Source organism: Muricoccus pecuniae, from assembly GCF_014199205.1.
Lineage (GTDB): Bacteria > Pseudomonadota > Alphaproteobacteria > Acetobacterales > Acetobacteraceae > Roseomonas > Roseomonas pecuniae.
Map to the genome: position 1 here is coordinate 204,069 of NZ_JACIJD010000002.1, position 13,380 is coordinate 217,448.

Below are 13,380 nucleotides of genomic sequence, written 5' to 3' on the forward strand. Positions count from 1 at the left end.
ATGATGAGTGCCACAACGGAGCGCATGCGCGCCGCCGTCCTGACCGGACCCGGCCAGGTGGAGGTGCGGGAGGTCGCGCGGCCGGAGCCCGGGCCGGGCCAGGTGCGGCTGCGGCTCGAGGGATGCGGCGTCTGCGCCTCCAACCTCACGCCCTGGTCGGGGCCGGACTGGATGACGTTCCCGACCGAGCCTGGCGATCTCGGCCACGAGGCCTGGGGCGTGGTGGACGCGCTGGGGGAGGGGGTGGAAGGGCTTTCCCTCGGCGATCGCGTCGCGGCGCTCTCCTATCGCGGCTATGCGGAGTACGACATCGCGGAGGCGGCGAATGTCGTCCGCCTGCCGGAGGCGCTGCGCGGCATGCCCTTCCCGGGCGAGCCTCTGGGCTGCGCGATGAACATCTTCCGCCGCAGCGAGATCCGCGCGGGGCAGACGGTCGCGATCCTCGGGATCGGCTTCCTCGGCGCCATCCTCGCGCGGCTGGCGACGGAGGCGGGCGCGCGGGTGATCGCGGTCTCCCGGCGGGAATATTCGCTCGACCTCGCGCGGCGCATGGGCGCGGCCGAGGTGATCCCGATGGAGGACCACAACGGCATCATCGCCCGCGTGAAGGAGCTGACGGAGGGCCGCTTCTGCGACGTGGTGATCGAGGCCGTGGGCAAGCAGTGGCCGCTCGACCTCGCGGCGGAGCTCTGCCGCGAGCGCGGGCGGCTGGTCGTCGCGGGCTATCACCAGGACGGGCCGCGCCAGGTGAACATGTGGCTGTGGAACTGGCGCGGGCTGGACGTGATCAACGCCCATGAGCGCGATCCCAGGGTCTATATGCAGGGCATCCGGGAGGCGGTGCAGGCCGTGGCCGATGGCCGCATCGACCCCGCGCCGCTGATGACGCACGGCTTCACGCTGGACAGGCTCGGCGAGGCGCTGGACGCCACGCGGGACCGGCCCGACGGCTTCCTCAAGGCGCTGGTGCGCTTCCCGTGACGCGGCCGCGCATCGGCTTCCTGGGCGTCGGCTGGATCGGCCGGCACCGCATGGCGGCGATCCTGGACACCGGGGCGGTGGAGGCGGTGGCGATCGCCGATCCTTCCGAAGAGATGGTGGCGGAGGCGCGGAAGCTCGCTCCTGATGCGGCCGTCGTGGACGGATTGGAGGAGATGCTTTCCCTCTCGCTCGACGGCGTGGTGATCGCGACGCCGAGCGCGCTGCACGCGGCGCAGACAGTGCAGGCGCTGCGCGCCGGCGCGTCCGTGTTCTGCCAGAAGCCGCTGGGCCGCACGGCCGAGGAGGTGCGCGGTGCGGTGGAGGCGGCGCGGGAAGCGGACCGGCTGCTCGGCGTCGATCTCTCCTACCGCTTCACCGAGGGGATGCGACGCATCCGGGAGTCGATCGCGGGCGGGGAGCTCGGGCGCGTCTACGCGGCCGATCTCGTCTTCCACAACGCCTACGGCCCGGACAAGCCGTGGTTCCGCGATCCCGCCCTCTCCGGCGGGGGATGCGTGATGGATCTCGGCGTCCATCTCGTGGACCTCGCGCTCTGGGCGCTGGACTTTCCCGAGGTGGCGCGGGTGTCCGGCGATCTCTTCGCAGGCGGCGAGCCGCTGGCGGGGCGGACGGACCGCGTGGAGGATTATGCGGTGGCCACCATCGAGCTGGCGGGCGGCAGCGTGCTGCGCCTTGCCTGCTCCTGGAACCTGCATGCCGGGCAGGACGCGGTGATCGCGGCCGAGTTCCACGGCAGCGCCGGGGGCGCGGCGCTCAGGAACGTCAACGGCTCCTTCTACGACTTCACGGCCGAGCGCTTCCGCGGCACGGCGCGCGAGACGCTGGCGACGCCGCCCGACGCGTGGGGCGGGCGTGCCGGCGCGGACTGGGCGCGCCGCCTCGCGGCCGGGGAGCGCTTCGATCCCTCGGCCGCCGCGCTGGTGACGGTGGCCGAGGTGCTGGACCGGATCTACGGTCGGTAATGCCGCGCCTCAGCGCCGATCGGTGCCCATCAGCCCGGCCGCGCGAAGGGCCTTGGTGATGACGGCGCCGGGATCGGTGAAGGCGAAGGCGGGGCGGGGCTGCGGCCCGGCTTCCGGCTTCGGCTCCACGGGGCGCGCGGTAGCGACCGGCTCCACCCTGTCCACGGTCTCGGCCACCGAATCCACGGTGACGGTGCCGCGGGGCCGGGGCGGGGCCTTGCGCGCCGCCTGCGAGGCACTCAGCCCGAAGAAACGCAGGATCTCGTGGGTCGAGGACACGCCGACATCAAGCATGTAGGCGCCCGCGATCCCCGCCATGCCCTCGCCCTCGCCGGGATGGAGCGGAACGCCGTGCGCCATGCCGGCGATGCGGTGCAGCTCAACCATTGGCTTGCCGTCCGCCCCGGTCCAACGGCGCTCAGCATGGACAGCGCTGCGCTGCTCGAAGTCCGGGCTCCGTCCGGCCAGGCCGTGGAGGTCGAGCCACTGCTTGGCGATCTCGTCCGCATTGTCGGGGCTGACCGTCGTATCGGCCTGCCCCTGCCAGATAGCGACACGCGGCCAGGGGCCGGTATAGGCGGACGCCGCACGCACGGCGGCGCCACGGGCCGCGGGGAGAAGATCCGAGGGGCGGGCCATGGTGCGCAGGGCCTCGGCCACGCCGATCCCGCCGGCATAGGGCAGGCCTGCGATGACCGCGCCGGCCGCGAAGACCTCGGGATAGGTCGCCATCATCACGGATGTCATCGCGCCGCCGGCGGAGAGGCCGGTCACGAAGACACGGGCAGGATCCAGCCGGTGCTTCCGGACCAGATTGGCAATCATCTGACGAATGGAGAGCGGCTCGCCAGCCTCCCGAGCCGTGTCGCCCGCCTCGAACCAGTTGAAGCAGAGATTCACGTTGTTCGCCCGCTGCTGCTCCGGCAGCAGCAGCGCGAAGCCGAGCGCGTCCGCCATGAGGGACAGGCCGGTGCCTTCGTCATAATCGACGGCGCTCTGGGTGCAGCCGTGCAGCGCGACGATCAGCGGTGCGCCCGCGGGTAGATCCTTCGGCACATGGGTCAGCATGCGGAGATTGCCGGGATTGGGGCCGAAACCGGTCACCTCCTCCAGCCTCGTGCTGGTCCGCGGCCCACCGTTGGCGGATTGCGCACCCCGACGGTGCTGCTTCTGCAGTCGCATAAGGGCCGAGAGGTCTAGCCGAGGATTCATGGGGAGCATCCTTTGAAGAGAGGGGAGATGGTCCCTCATGCTGCGCTGCACAATAGAACGGGGCATCGGCGGGATCGTTGGGTCCCGCTCCCCGGATGCGCATCACCGTGTGCAGCGATGCTTCAGCCGGCCGCGAGGCGGAGCACGACCGCGTAGTGGCAACCGGCCGCGACGAGGACCAGCGCGTGCCACAGGGCGGTGTTGTAGGGGAGGCGCGTAGCCAGATGCACCAGCACGCCCGCGCTGTAGAAGATCCCGCCCGCCAGCAGGGCGCCGAGCTGCCAGGAGGCCAGGGCCTCGACCAGCGGTGCGGCCGCGACGATGCCAACCCAGCCGAGCAGCAGATAGGTCCCGATGGCCAGCCTCTCGAAGCGGCCCGGCGCCAGCAGCTTGAGCGCTGCGCCCAGCAGCGCGCCCGCCCAGACGAAGCCGAGGAGAGCCGTGCCGAGCCACCCTCCGATCGCGAGCAGCGAGACGGGCGAGTAGGTACCGGCGATCATGAAGAAGATGGCGGCGTGGTCGAACCGGCGCAGCACCTCCCGGCGCGGGCCGGGGGCGGCGGTGTTGTAGGCTGCGGAAAAGCCGAAACTCGCGACGAGGCCTAGCGCATAGAGCCCGATGGCGATGCCGGGCCGCCATCCTGGCGGGTTCGGCAGGGAAAGGGCGAGGGCCAGGCAGCCCGCCGCCACGGCCATGAGACCGGCGGCATGAACCGCCGCGTCCGCACGGCGGTAGTGATACTCACGTTCCCGGGCGGCGGAGGCGTCCGCCCCCCGGTCGATCCTCTTCCCGCCATGCAGGGCGTGGAAGCTCATGAAAGGTCGCGGCGGCGCTTCAGCCCGCCTCTAGCGGCGGGCCTTGCCCCGCGCGATCTCCCGCTCGATCGCGCTGCGCTCGCCGGAACCCAGCTTGCGCGCGATCTCGCGCACGATGGCCTGCGAAACGCGGTGGCGCTTGGCGAGATAGGCGATGGTCTCTTCGAGCCCGGACGCGTCCACCGGTGCGGCGGCGTCGGGCTTTGTCTTGCTGTGTGACACCTTGGTCCCCGTGATCTTCGTCGGGCCCGCGGGCCCGAATGGAGGCCGACCGGGGCGTATCAGCCCGCAGCCGGTATATTCTTGCCCAGGGCCGCCAGAGGGCCCAGGCGCATCTGGCTTTCCCGCGCGACGCGCTCATGCCCGTCCCGGTCGCTCCGGATACGGTACTCGCGATCCGCTGCATCGTTCGGCAGGAGCCGGACGACGGTGTAGTTTCCGGTGACACCCGGCGGGGTCAGGATACCGGCGACGAGTTCGACGCTCTGGCCAATTTCGAAGCTGTGACGTGGCATGGTGTCTCCTCGCACGATGCCGGCCCTTTGGGGGCCGACGCTTCGGTGGGAGGGGCGAGGCGTGGTGCCTCGCCCCTCCAGGCGGCTCAGGCCGCCTTCAGGTTACCAGCGGAAACGCGGCCCTGCTGACCGCGCTGCAGCTCGAACTCGATCTTGTCGCCCTCGCGGGGCTCCTGCATCCCGGCGCGCTGCAGGTCGGAGATGTGCAGGAAGACGTCCTTGGAGCCGTCCTCGGGCTGGATGAAGCCGAAGCCCTTGGTCGCGTTGAACCACTTGACGGTGCCGATGGCCATGAATGGTGTTCCGTTCGGAAATGTGATTGCCTTCCCGCAACAGCGCGGGTTGGATCAAGCATCGAGGAGAGACGGACACCGGGCTCGGCGCTCCGGGAGGAGCAAGGAGGCAGGCCGAACCTAACGAGATTGACCTCGCCAAGATGGGTCCTGGCGGCGCGGACTTCAATCTTAATCGGGCATCACGGTGCTGATACCCCGCATGGCTGCCCCTCAGGCCGCGCGGCCCGGCCCTCCCGCCATCGCCTCGATCCGGCGTGCCACGGCGGCCAGGCGCGGCCCGATCTCCCGGAACAGCCGCTCCCGGTCGAGCATGAAGGCGGGGGCGCCGCAGTTGAGCGCCATGACCTCCCCGCCGGGAAGGGCGATGGCGGCGCCGGCCGCGTGGACCGTCGGGTTCCAGTCGCCGGGCGAGACCGTGAAGCCCGCTGAGGCCTGCATGGCGACGGCCTCCTCCAGCCCGGCCTCGATCCGCTGCCAGGCGCCCGGCTCCTGCCGCGCGAGCGCGGCCCGGATCGCCGCCCGCTCGCCTTCCGGCGAGGCGGCGTAGAAGGCACGCCCCATGGCGGTGACGCCGAGCGGCACGCGGGAGCCCACCTCCAGCTGAAGGGCGACGGCGGTGCGGGGGGAGATGTGCTCGACATAGAGCATGGAGAGCCCGTCCCGCTTTCCCAGCGAGACGGAGGCGTTCGTCTCCTCCGCGAGCTGGCGCATCAGCGGCGCCGCGATGCGCCGGATGCCCATATTCGCCAGGGCGAGCTGCCCCAGCGGCACGGCGGCGAGGCCGAGCCGGTATTTCCCGAAGCGCGGAAGATATTCGAGATAGCCGAGCCGCGTGAGCGTGTGCGTCAGCCGGGATACGGTGGCGCGGGGCAGGGCGGTGCGCTCGGCCAGTTCCTGGTTGCCGAGGATCGGGTCCTCCGCACGGAAGACGTGGAGGATGTCGAAGCCACGCGCGATGGCGGCGACGAACTGGCGGTCCTCGCCGGGCTCCGCCTCCGGTGGCGCCGTGGCGCGCTTGCGCATCCTCCCCTCCCGCTCTTGCGGCTTGACCCTCGCGCCCCGCCGGCCGATATCTTGGGCAATAAGGCAGAAGATATTTCCGCAATGCGGAAAAAGAAAGCGCCGACAGGAGGGAGCGGGATGCGGCCGGAGATGGCGGCGGACAGCATGGGGCAGGAAAGGGGGGGAGTGCCCGCCCAGCGCCCCTGGCTGGCCTCCTACCCGCCGGGCTGCCGGTGGGACGCGCCGCTGGCGATCGGCACGCTCGGCGGCCTGCTCGACGAGGCCGTTGCCCGCTGGTCCGGTCGCCCCGCGCTGGAGTATCGCGGCTGCCGCACGACCTATGCTGAGCTGGGCGCGGCGGTGGACCGGCTGTCGGCCGGGCTGCTCCGGCTGGGCGTGACGCCGCGCCAGCCCGTGGGGCTGCTGCTGCCGAACACGCCCTGGCACCCCGTCTGCTTCCTCGCCCTCGCCCGGATCGGGGCGCGGGTGGTGCATCTCAGCCCGCTCGACGCGAAGCGCGTGCTGCACCACAAGTTGTCGGACAGCGGCGCGCGGCTGGTGATCACCACCGACCTGCCCGGCCTGCTGCCCACCGCGACGGAGCTTCTGGAGAGCGGCATCGTGGACCGGGTGCTGCTGGGCGAGGACGCCGCCTGGGGCGGCGAGGCCACGGCGGAGCGCGATCCGCGCATCCTCTCCCTGTCGGGGGTCGCGGCGGAGAAGCCGGCGCAATGGCCCGCCGTCTCGCCCGAGGATGTCGCGCTGCTGCAATACACCGGCGGCACCACGGGCATGCCCAAGGGCGCGATGCTGACGCATGGCAACCTGACGGCGGCGGTGAGCATCTACCGCAACTGGCACGATGGCGGCGTGCTGGAGGAGGGCGAGCAGCGCGTCCTCGGCGTGCTGCCCTTGTTCCACATCTACGCGCTCACCTCCGTGCTGCTGCGGCACCTGGCCGACGGCAACGAGATCCTGCTCCGCCCGCGCTTCGAGGCGGAGGCCGTGCTGCGCGACATCGAGGAGCGGCGCGTCACGGTGCTCTCCGGTGTGCCGACGATCTGGATCGCGCTGCTGAACCACCCCGGCGCCTCCTCGCACGATCTCTCCTCGCTCCGCGCCTGCATCTCCGGCGGTGCGCCGCTGCCCTTCGACGTGGCGGCGCGGGTGGAGGCGCTGCTCGGCCAGCGCCTGCGGATCGGCTGGGGCATGACGGAGACGGGGCCGGCCGGTACGCGCGTGCCCGTCGGCGCCGTGCCGCGCCCCGGCATCATCGGCCTGCCGCTTCCAGGCGTGGACCTGCGGATCGTGGCGCTGGACGATCCCTCCCGCCCCTTGCGGCCGGGCGAGGTGGGGGAGATGGCGATCCGCGGACCGAGCGTCTTCGCCGGCTACCTGAACCAGCCCGCCGAGACCGCGGCGGCCTTCCGCGACGGCTGGTTCCTCACCGGCGACATCGGCCGCATGGAGGAGGACGGCACCTTCTTCCTCATGGACCGGCGGAAGAACATGATCATCTCCGGCGGCTTCAACGTGTATCCCGCCGCCATCGAGGGCGCGATCTACGAGCACCCCGACGTCGCCGAGGTGATCGTGATCGGCGTGCCCGATCCCTATCGCGGCCAGTCCGCCAAGGCCTTCGTCACCCTGCGCCCCGGCGCCCCGGAGATGACTCTCGACGGGCTGAAGGCCTTCCTGCGCGACCGCGTGGGGCGCCACGAGATGCCCGTCGCGCTGGAACTGCGCGAGACCCTGCCCCGCTCCCCCGCCGGCAAGCTGCTGGCCAGCGCCCTCGTCGCCGAGGAGCGCGAGAAGAACCCGACCGGAATGGATGCCCCATGACTGACGCCGTCATCGTCTCCACCGCGCGCACGCCGATCGGCAAGGCGCATCGCGGGGCGCTCAACAACACCCATGGCGCCGACATGGCCGCGCACGCCATCGGCGCCGCGATGGAGCGCGCGGGGCTGGAAGGGGCGGGGGTGGAGGAGGTGATCCTCGGCTGCGGCTATCCCGAGGGCGCGACGGGCGGCAATGTCGCGCGGCACGCCGCGATCCGGGCGGGAATCCCCGTGGCCTCCGCCGGGCAGACGGTGAGCCGCTTCTGCGCCTCGGGGCTGGAGGCGATTGCCTCGGCGGCCAAGCGCATCATCGTGGACAAGGTGCCCGTGATCGTGGCCGGCGGGGTGGAATCCATCTCCCTCGTGCAGCCGACGGTGAACCGCAACCGTTACCGCAACGAGTGGCTGGAGGCGAACAAGCCCTCCATCTACGACGCCATGATCGACACGGCCGACCTCGTGGCCGAGCGCTACGGCATCTCGCGCGAGGCGCAGGACGAGTTCGCGCTGGAGAGCCAGCGCCGCACCGCCGCCGCCCAGCAGGCCCTCCGCTTCGAGGGCGAGATCGCGCCGATCTCCGCCGTGATGCGCGTGACCGACAAGGCGACGGGCGAGACGCGCGAGGAGGCCGTCACCCTCACCAAGGACGAGGGCAACCGGCCGGACACCTCGATGGAGGGCCTCTCGAAGCTCAAGCCCGTGCGCGAGGGCAAGTTCATCACGGCCGGCAATGCGAGCCAGCTCTCGGACGGTGCCAGCGCCTCCGTGCTGATGTCGGCCGAGGAGGCCGCGCGGCGCGGGCTGGCGCCGCTCGCGGTCTTCCGCGGCTACGCCACCGCCGGCTGCGAGCCGGAGGAGATGGGCATCGGCCCCGTCTTCGCCGTGCCGCGCCTGCTCGAGCGCCACGGGCTGACGGTGGACGACATCGACCTCTGGGAGCTGAACGAGGCCTTCGCTTCCCAGTCAATCCTCTGCCGCGACAAGCTCGGCATCGATCCGGCGAAGGTAAACGTGAACGGCGGCGCCATCTCCGTCGGCCACCCCTTCGGGATGAGCGGCGCACGTCTGGTGGGCCATGCCGTGCTGGAAGGCCGGCGGCGCGGCGCCAGATATGCCGTGGTGACGATGTGCGTCGCGGGCGGCCAGGGCGCCGCCGGCCTGATCGAGATCGCCTGAGGAAATCGCCGATGGACCTGCGCTACACGCCGGAAGAAATCGCCTTCCGCGACGACCTCCGCCGCTTCTTCCGGGAGAAGGTGCCCGCGGAGATCCGCCGCAAGGTGGCCGAGGGCCGCCATCTGGACAAGGAGGACATCGTCACCTCCCAGCGCATCCTGAACGCGGCCGGGCTGGCCACGCCGAACTGGCCGGTGGAGTGGGGCGGGAAGGACTGGTCGCCCGTCCAGCGCTACCTCTTCACCGAGGAGCTGCAGCGCGCGGCCGTGCCGCTGCCCCTGCAGTTCAACGTGTTCATGGTCGGGCCCGTGATCGCCGCCTTCGGCTCGGAGGAGCAGAAGCGGAAGTTCCTGCCCGCCACGGCCAATCTCGACATCTGGTGGTGCCAGGGCTTCTCCGAGCCCGGCGCGGGATCGGACCTCGCCTCGCTCAAGACGCGGGCGGAGAAGCGGGACGGGAAGTACGTGGTATCGGGCCAGAAGGCCTGGACGACGCTCGGCCAGCACGCCGACTGGATCTTCTGCCTCGTCCGCACGGACCGCGAGGCGAAGAAGCAGCGCGGCATCTCCTTCCTGCTGATCGACATGAAGTCGCCCGGCATCACCGTGCGCCCCGTCATCACCATCGACGGCGCGCATGAGGTGAACGAGGTCTTCTTCGACGAGGTGGAGGTGCCCGCGGAGAACCTGGTCGGCGAGGAGAACCGCGGCTGGGACTACGCGAAGTTCCTGCTGGCCAACGAGCGCACGGGCATCGCGCGCATCGGCCTCTCCAAGCAGCGGCTCGCCCGTGCCAAGCGCCTGGCGCAGGAGACCGAGGCGGGCGGCCGCACCCTCTGGGAAGACACGGATTTCCGCCGCCGCGTGGCGGAGATCGAGGTGGGGCTGAAGGCGCTGGAGATCACGCAGATGCGCGTGGTGGCGAACCAGCGGCACCGCGACGCGGACAAGCCCGACCCCGCCTCCTCCATTCTCAAGATCAAGGGATCGGAGCTGCAGCAGGCGACGACGGAGCTGCTGCTGGAAGTGGCCGGCCCCTACGCGCTGCCCGCGCCCGAGCACGACCGGCCGGAGGGCTGGAACGAGCCCGCCGTCTCGCCCGAATGGGCCGATGCCGCGGCGCCGCTCTACCTCAACTACCGCAAGGTCTCGATCTACGGCGGCTCGAACGAGATCCAGCGCAACATCATCGCCAAGGCCTTCCTGGGGCTCTGAGAGGACAAGCGGCGTGGATTTCGACCTGACGGAGGAGCAGCGTCTCCTCAAGGAGAGCATCGACCGCTTCGCGGCCGACAATGCCCGCGATCCGGCGGCGCATAGCGCCGCGTCGGACCTGTGGCCGCAGCTTGCCGAGCTGGGCGTGCTCGCCCTGCCCTTCGCCGAGGAGGATGGCGGCATCGGCGGCGGCGCGGTGGAGACGATGATCGTCATGGAGGCGATCGGGCGCGCGCTGATCACCGAGCCCTATCTCCCGACCGTCGTGCTCGGCGGCGGCTTCCTGCGGATGGGCGGCACGGCGGAGCAGCGCGCGGAGTTCATCCCGCAGGTGGCCGAGGGCTCCCTGAAGCTCGCCTTCGCGCAGCTGGAGAAGGGCTCGCGCTACGACCTGCACGACGTCTCCACCACGGCAAGGCGCGAGGGCGGCGACTTCGTGCTGGACGGCCGCAAGGGCGTGGTGCTCGGCGGCGACGAGGCCGGGCTGCTGGTGGTGACGGCGCGCACGGCCGGCGCGCGGCGGGACCGGGAGGGGATCACCCTCTTCCTCGTGGATGGCGACGCGCCGGGCGTCTCGCGGCAGGGCTCTCCTTCCCAGCATGGCGGGCGCGTCGCGGAGATCGCCTTCGACGGCGTGCGCGTGCCGGCGGGGCGCGTGCTCGGCGAGGTGGATGGCGGCCTCTCCCTGGCCGAGCGCGTGGTGGACGTGGCGCTGGCCGCGCTCTGCGCCGACAGCCTCGGCGCGATGGAGGAGCTTCACCGCATGACGGTGGATTACCTCCGCACGCGGCAGCAGTTCGGCGTCTCCATCGGCAGCTTCCAGGCCCTCCAGCACCGCGCGGCGGACATGCTGGTGGCGGTGGAGCAGGCGCGCTCCATGGCGGTCTACGCCGCGATGATGGCTGAGGAGCCGGATGCGCGGGAACGCCGCGCGGCCATCGCGGCGGCCAAGGCGCAGGTCAACCGGTCCGGGCGGCTCGTCGGGCAGGAGGCGGTGCAGCTCCACGGCGGCATCGCGGTGACCTGGGAGTACAAGGCCGGGCACTTCTTCAAGCGGCTGACGGCGAACGACATGCTGTTCGGCGACACGGACCACCACCTCCGCGCCGTGATGGCGGATGGCGGGCTGGTCCACGAGATTTGAGAGGCCGAACGGCCCTGGGAGGAAGGTTCATGGAAGGCTATCGCATCACCCGGCGCGCGGGTCTCGGGCTCGGGCTGGGGGCCGCGCTCGCGCGCCCGTCGCTCGCGCAGGGGCGCTTCCCGGACCGGCCGATCCGGCTGATCGTGCCCTGGGGCGCCGGCGGCTCGACCGACATCCTCATGCGCGCGCTCGGCGATGCGATGTCCCGGCGGCTCGGCCAACCCGTGGTGATCGAGAACCGCGCGGGCGCGGGCGGCATCCTCGGCGCGCAGCAGCTCGCGGGCGGGACGCGGCCGGACGGCTACGTCCTGTCGCAGATCCCGATCTCGGTCTTCCGCTATCCCCAGATGGTCGCGCGCCCGCCCTTCGACCCGATGAAGGACTTCACCTACATCGCGCAGATCACGGGCTATCTCTTCGGCGTGGTGGTGAAGGCCGACGCGCCCTGGCGCAGCTTCGACGAGCTGCTCGCCTACGCGAAGGCAAATCCGGGCAAGGTGACCTACGGCACGCCAGGCTCGGGCACCTCCCTCCACATCACCATGGAGCAGATCGCGGCGGCGCGCGGCATCGAGTGGGTGCAGGTTCCCTACCGCAGCGCCTCCGAGAACATGCAGTCCACCCTCGCCGGCAACACCCAGGTCTCGGCCGAGACGAGCGGCTGGTCGGAGCTGGTGGCGGCGGGGCAGCTCCGCCTCCTCTGCACCTGGGGCGCCGAGCGCGCGAAGCGCTTCCCCGACGCGCCGACGCTGAAGGAGATGGGCATCGATATCGTCTCCACCTCCCCCTACGGCATCGCCGGGCCCGCGGGCATGGACCCCGCCGTGGTGCGCGCGCTGGAGGAGGCGCTGCGCGAGGCGGCGGCCGATCCCGCCCATGTGGCGGTGCTGGATCGCTTCGACATGTCGCCCGCCTTCCTCGGCAGCGAGGCCTACACGGCGGCGGCGCGGCGCCAGTACGAGGAGGACGGCGCGATGATCCGCCGCCTCGGGCTGAAGGCGAGCTAGGGGGAGCGCCGCTCCCCCCCGATCAATCCACCCTGGCGCCGGAGCGGCGCACGGTCTCGGCCCAGCGGGCGATGTCGCGCTGATGCACGGCACGGAAGGCCTCGGGGCCGGGATCGGCGGGGGGCGTGATGCCCTGGTTCTCCGTCAGCCAGGCGACGAAGTCCGGCTCGGCGATGATGCGCGCCACCTCCCGCGCCATGCGCTGCTGGATCTCGGCGGGCAGGCGAGGGGGCGCGAGCAGGCCGTACCAGGTGGTGCTCTCGAAGCCCGGCAGCCCGCAGGCCTCCTCGGCGGTCGGCACCTCGGGCAGCGCGGCCAGGCGCTGGCGCGTGCTGACGGCCAGCGCCTTCACCTGGCCCTGGCGCACGGGGCCGATGCTCGGGCCGCTCTGGTTCCAGAAGAAGGTCGTCTCCCCGCCGAGGAGAGAGAGCATCGCCGGCGGCTGGCCGCGATAGGGGATGTGCATCACCTCGATCCCGGCGGCGAGGGCGAACTGCACGGCGGCGAGATGGGTGGAGGCGCCGTTGCCGGTGGAGGCGTAGTTCACCGCGCCCGGCCGCGCCCTGGCGGCCGCGATCAGCGCCGGGCAGGCCCCGATGCCCGGCGAGTGCTGCGGGCTGACCAGCAGCACGTTCGGCACGTCGCCCAGCAGGGCGATATGCGTCACGTCGCGCAGGGGGTCGAAGGGCAGGCTGCTGTAGAGCGTCGCGTTGATCGCGTGCGTGCCCGCGGTGGCGAGGAGGAAGGTGGTGCCGTCGGGCCGGGCGCGGGCGACATATTCGGAGGCGATGTTGCCGCCCGCCCCCGTGCGGTTGTCCACCACCACCGGCACGCCGAGGGCGCGGGAGAGGGGCTCGGCCAGCTTGCGGGCGTAGATGTCCACGCCGGAGCCGTTGGGGAAGCCGCCCATTATAGTGATCGGGCGGCTGGGCCAGGGCGCCTCCTGCGCCCCTGCCGGGGCGGGAAGGGCGAGGGCGGCGAGGGCCGCGAGGCGGAGGGCGGTTCGGCGAAGCATGGCGGCTGTCCCTTGCGCGGTCGGTCCCGCCCGCGCCGGCCGGCGGGGCGTCCCTGTCACCAAGCAATGTGCGGACCGCGGCCGCGATGGGGAAGGGCGCCAGCCCCGCCCGGCAGCGCGTCGACCATCCACTCTCCGCGCCGGTCCGGCAGAAGGCCGGGCCGGGACCGGGACCGCGG

Annotated in this window: 14 protein-coding genes; 7 read left to right on the forward strand and 7 right to left on the reverse strand. The window is 71.8% G+C overall.

The window, feature by feature from the left end; all coding sequences use genetic code 11:
- The first annotated feature begins 3 nt into the window (after positions 1–3).
- Complete coding sequence (locus FHS87_RS02935) at positions 4–981, forward strand: MDR/zinc-dependent alcohol dehydrogenase-like family protein (RefSeq protein WP_246417788.1); 978 nt, start codon at positions 4–6, stop codon at positions 979–981.
- Complete coding sequence (locus tag FHS87_RS02940) at positions 978–1,964, forward strand: Gfo/Idh/MocA family protein (RefSeq protein ID WP_184513686.1); 987 nt, start codon at positions 978–980, stop codon at positions 1,962–1,964. Before FHS87_RS02935 ends, FHS87_RS02940 begins: the two co-directional genes overlap by 4 nt.
- Positions 1,965–1,973: 9 nt before the next feature.
- Here FHS87_RS02940 and FHS87_RS02945 read toward each other — a convergent pair whose 3' ends face one another.
- The 6 genes from FHS87_RS02945 to FHS87_RS02970 form a co-directional block, all read right to left on the reverse strand.
- The gene (locus tag FHS87_RS02945) at positions 1,974–3,176 is read right to left on the reverse strand and encodes an extracellular catalytic domain type 1 short-chain-length polyhydroxyalkanoate depolymerase (protein WP_184513688.1); all 1,203 of its coding nucleotides are present in this window, start codon (positions 3,174–3,176) and stop codon (positions 1,974–1,976) included.
- 122 nt (positions 3,177–3,298) lie between these two features.
- The gene (trhA, locus tag FHS87_RS02950; RefSeq protein WP_184513690.1) at positions 3,299–3,991 is read right to left on the reverse strand and encodes a PAQR family membrane homeostasis protein TrhA; all 693 of its coding nucleotides are present in this window, start codon (positions 3,989–3,991) and stop codon (positions 3,299–3,301) included.
- A gap of 30 nt (positions 3,992–4,021) precedes the next feature.
- Positions 4,022–4,213 carry a hypothetical protein gene (locus FHS87_RS02955; protein ID WP_184513692.1) on the reverse strand — a complete coding sequence of 64 codons (192 nt, stop codon included), beginning with the start codon at positions 4,211–4,213 and terminating at the stop codon, positions 4,022–4,024.
- 59 nt (positions 4,214–4,272) lie between these two features.
- Positions 4,273–4,506 carry a hypothetical protein gene (locus FHS87_RS02960; RefSeq protein ID WP_184513694.1) on the reverse strand — a complete coding sequence of 78 codons (234 nt, stop codon included), beginning with the start codon at positions 4,504–4,506 and terminating at the stop codon, positions 4,273–4,275.
- Between the two features lie 86 nt (positions 4,507–4,592).
- On the reverse strand, positions 4,593–4,799 hold the full coding sequence (locus tag FHS87_RS02965; RefSeq protein WP_184513696.1) for a cold-shock protein: 207 nt from the start codon (positions 4,797–4,799) through the stop codon (positions 4,593–4,595).
- Between the two features lie 213 nt (positions 4,800–5,012).
- Positions 5,013–5,825, reverse strand: coding sequence for an IclR family transcriptional regulator (locus tag FHS87_RS02970; protein WP_184513698.1), 813 nt, complete (start codon positions 5,823–5,825; stop codon positions 5,013–5,015).
- 117 nt (positions 5,826–5,942) lie between these two features.
- Between FHS87_RS02970 and FHS87_RS02975 the strand changes: the two genes are divergently transcribed.
- Genes FHS87_RS02975 through FHS87_RS02995 form a run of 5 tightly spaced genes read left to right on the forward strand, consistent with a single transcriptional unit; the run spans position 5,943 to position 12,186 of the window.
- Positions 5,943–7,646, forward strand: coding sequence for an AMP-binding protein (locus FHS87_RS02975; protein WP_246417789.1), 1,704 nt, complete (start codon positions 5,943–5,945; stop codon positions 7,644–7,646).
- The gene (locus tag FHS87_RS02980; protein ID WP_184513700.1) at positions 7,643–8,821 is read left to right on the forward strand and encodes an acetyl-CoA C-acyltransferase; all 1,179 of its coding nucleotides are present in this window, start codon (positions 7,643–7,645) and stop codon (positions 8,819–8,821) included. Before FHS87_RS02975 ends, FHS87_RS02980 begins: the two co-directional genes overlap by 4 nt.
- An 11-nt stretch (positions 8,822–8,832) precedes the next feature.
- On the forward strand, positions 8,833–10,035 hold the full coding sequence (locus FHS87_RS02985; RefSeq protein ID WP_184513702.1) for an acyl-CoA dehydrogenase family protein: 1,203 nt from the start codon (positions 8,833–8,835) through the stop codon (positions 10,033–10,035).
- 13 nt (positions 10,036–10,048) lie between these two features.
- Positions 10,049–11,179 carry an acyl-CoA dehydrogenase family protein gene (locus tag FHS87_RS02990; RefSeq protein WP_184513704.1) on the forward strand — a complete coding sequence of 377 codons (1,131 nt, stop codon included), beginning with the start codon at positions 10,049–10,051 and terminating at the stop codon, positions 11,177–11,179.
- 29 nt (positions 11,180–11,208) lie between these two features.
- Positions 11,209–12,186 (forward strand): tripartite tricarboxylate transporter substrate binding protein, encoded by a 978-nt coding sequence (locus FHS87_RS02995; protein ID WP_184513706.1) that lies wholly within the window; start codon positions 11,209–11,211, stop codon positions 12,184–12,186.
- 22 nt (positions 12,187–12,208) lie between these two features.
- On the opposite strand, the gene FHS87_RS03000 is transcribed toward FHS87_RS02995, so the two are convergent.
- Positions 12,209–13,201 (reverse strand): Bug family tripartite tricarboxylate transporter substrate binding protein, encoded by a 993-nt coding sequence (locus FHS87_RS03000; protein WP_184513708.1) that lies wholly within the window; start codon positions 13,199–13,201, stop codon positions 12,209–12,211.
- Positions 13,202–13,380: the final 179 nt, after the last annotated feature.